Raw genomic sequence first — 1,470 nt, 5'->3', positions numbered from 1 at the left:
CCCCGCGCGTACCTCGCCCTGCTCGACGAGTACCCGGCGGAGATGTACCGCGCCGGCGCCGTCGGCATCACCCAGCCCGAACGCAGCATCGCCCGGATCTGGCACCTCACCCTGGACCGGATCACCACACTCCAGCCCCAGGCCGCCGACCTGCTGCGCGTCCTGGCCTGGTACAAGCCCGACCAGATCCCCACCACCCTCCTGGACGGCCTCGCCAGCCCGCCCACGCTCAGCACTGCGCTCGGCCTCCTCACCGCCTACAGCATGATCACCCCAGACCCGGTCACCGGCACCCTGGCCGTCCACCGCCTCGTCCAGGCCCTCGCCCGCACCCCCGACCCCGACGACCCCCACCGCACCCCCCACCTCATCGATCAGGCCCGAACCGATGCCACCAACCAACTCGACACCGCCCTCCCCGCCACCTTCGACACCCCCGACACCTGGCCCACCTGGCGCACCCTCCTCCCCCACATCGACGCCCTCGCCGACCACGCACCTGCCGATACTGACACCGAAATCACCGCGCAACTTCTCAACACAACCGGGTGCTTCCTCGACGATCAGGGCCTGCCCACCCGCGCCATCAACCACCTTCAACGCACCCTCACCGACCGGGTGCGGGTGCTGGGCGAGGACCACCCCGACACCCTGGCCTCCCGCAGCAACCTCGCCGGTGCCTACCGGGCGGCGGGGGACTTGGGCCGGGCCATCCCCCTGTACGAGCGGACCCTGACCGACCGGGTGCGGGTGCTGGGCGAGGACCACCCCTCCACCCTGACCTCCCGCAACAACCTCGCCGGCGCCTACCGGGAGGCGGGGGACTTGGGCCGGGCCATCCCCCTGTACGAACAGACCCTCACCGACACCATGCGGGTGCTGGGCGAGGACCACCCCTCCACCCTGACCTCCCGCAACAACCTCGCCTACGCCTACCAGTCGGCGGGGGACCTGGGCCGGGCCATCCCCCTGTACGAGCGGACCCTGACCGACCGGGTGCGGGTGCTGGGCGAGGACCACCCCGACACCCTGGCATCCCGCAACAACCTCGCCAGCGCCTACCGGGCGGCGGGGGATTTGGGCCGGGCTGTACCCCTGTACGAGCGGACCCTGACCGACATGGTGCGGGTGCTGGGCGAGGACCACCCCTCCACCCTGACCTCCCGCAACAACCTCGCCGCCGCCTACCGGGCGGCGGGTGACCTGGGCCGGGCCATCCCCCTGTACGAACAGACCCTCACCGACCGGGTGCGGGTGCTGGGCGAGGACCACCCCGACGCCCTGGCCTCCCGCAACAACCTCGCCAGCGCCTACGAGTCGGCGGGGGATTTGGGCCGGGCTGTACCCCTGCACGAGCGGACCCTGACCGGCATGGTGCGGGTGCTGGGCGAGAACCACCCCTCCACCCTGACCTCCCGCAACAACCTCGCCGGCGCCTACCGGTCGGCGGGGGACCTGGGCCGGGCCATC

The 1,470-nt window shown here is 72.2% G+C and carries 1 protein-coding gene; it reads left to right on the top strand.

What is annotated here, in order from left to right; genetic code table 11:
- The coding region (locus tag AB0389_RS37860; RefSeq protein ID WP_366400131.1) for a tetratricopeptide repeat protein at positions 1-1,470 on the top strand (1,470 nt) is incomplete at both ends.

Source organism: Streptomyces sp. NPDC093109, from assembly GCF_040701725.1.
Classification (GTDB): domain Bacteria; phylum Actinomycetota; class Actinomycetes; order Streptomycetales; family Streptomycetaceae; genus Streptomyces.
Note: the sequence above shows the minus strand (reverse complement) of the source record. Positions and strands in the feature narration are given on the sequence as shown.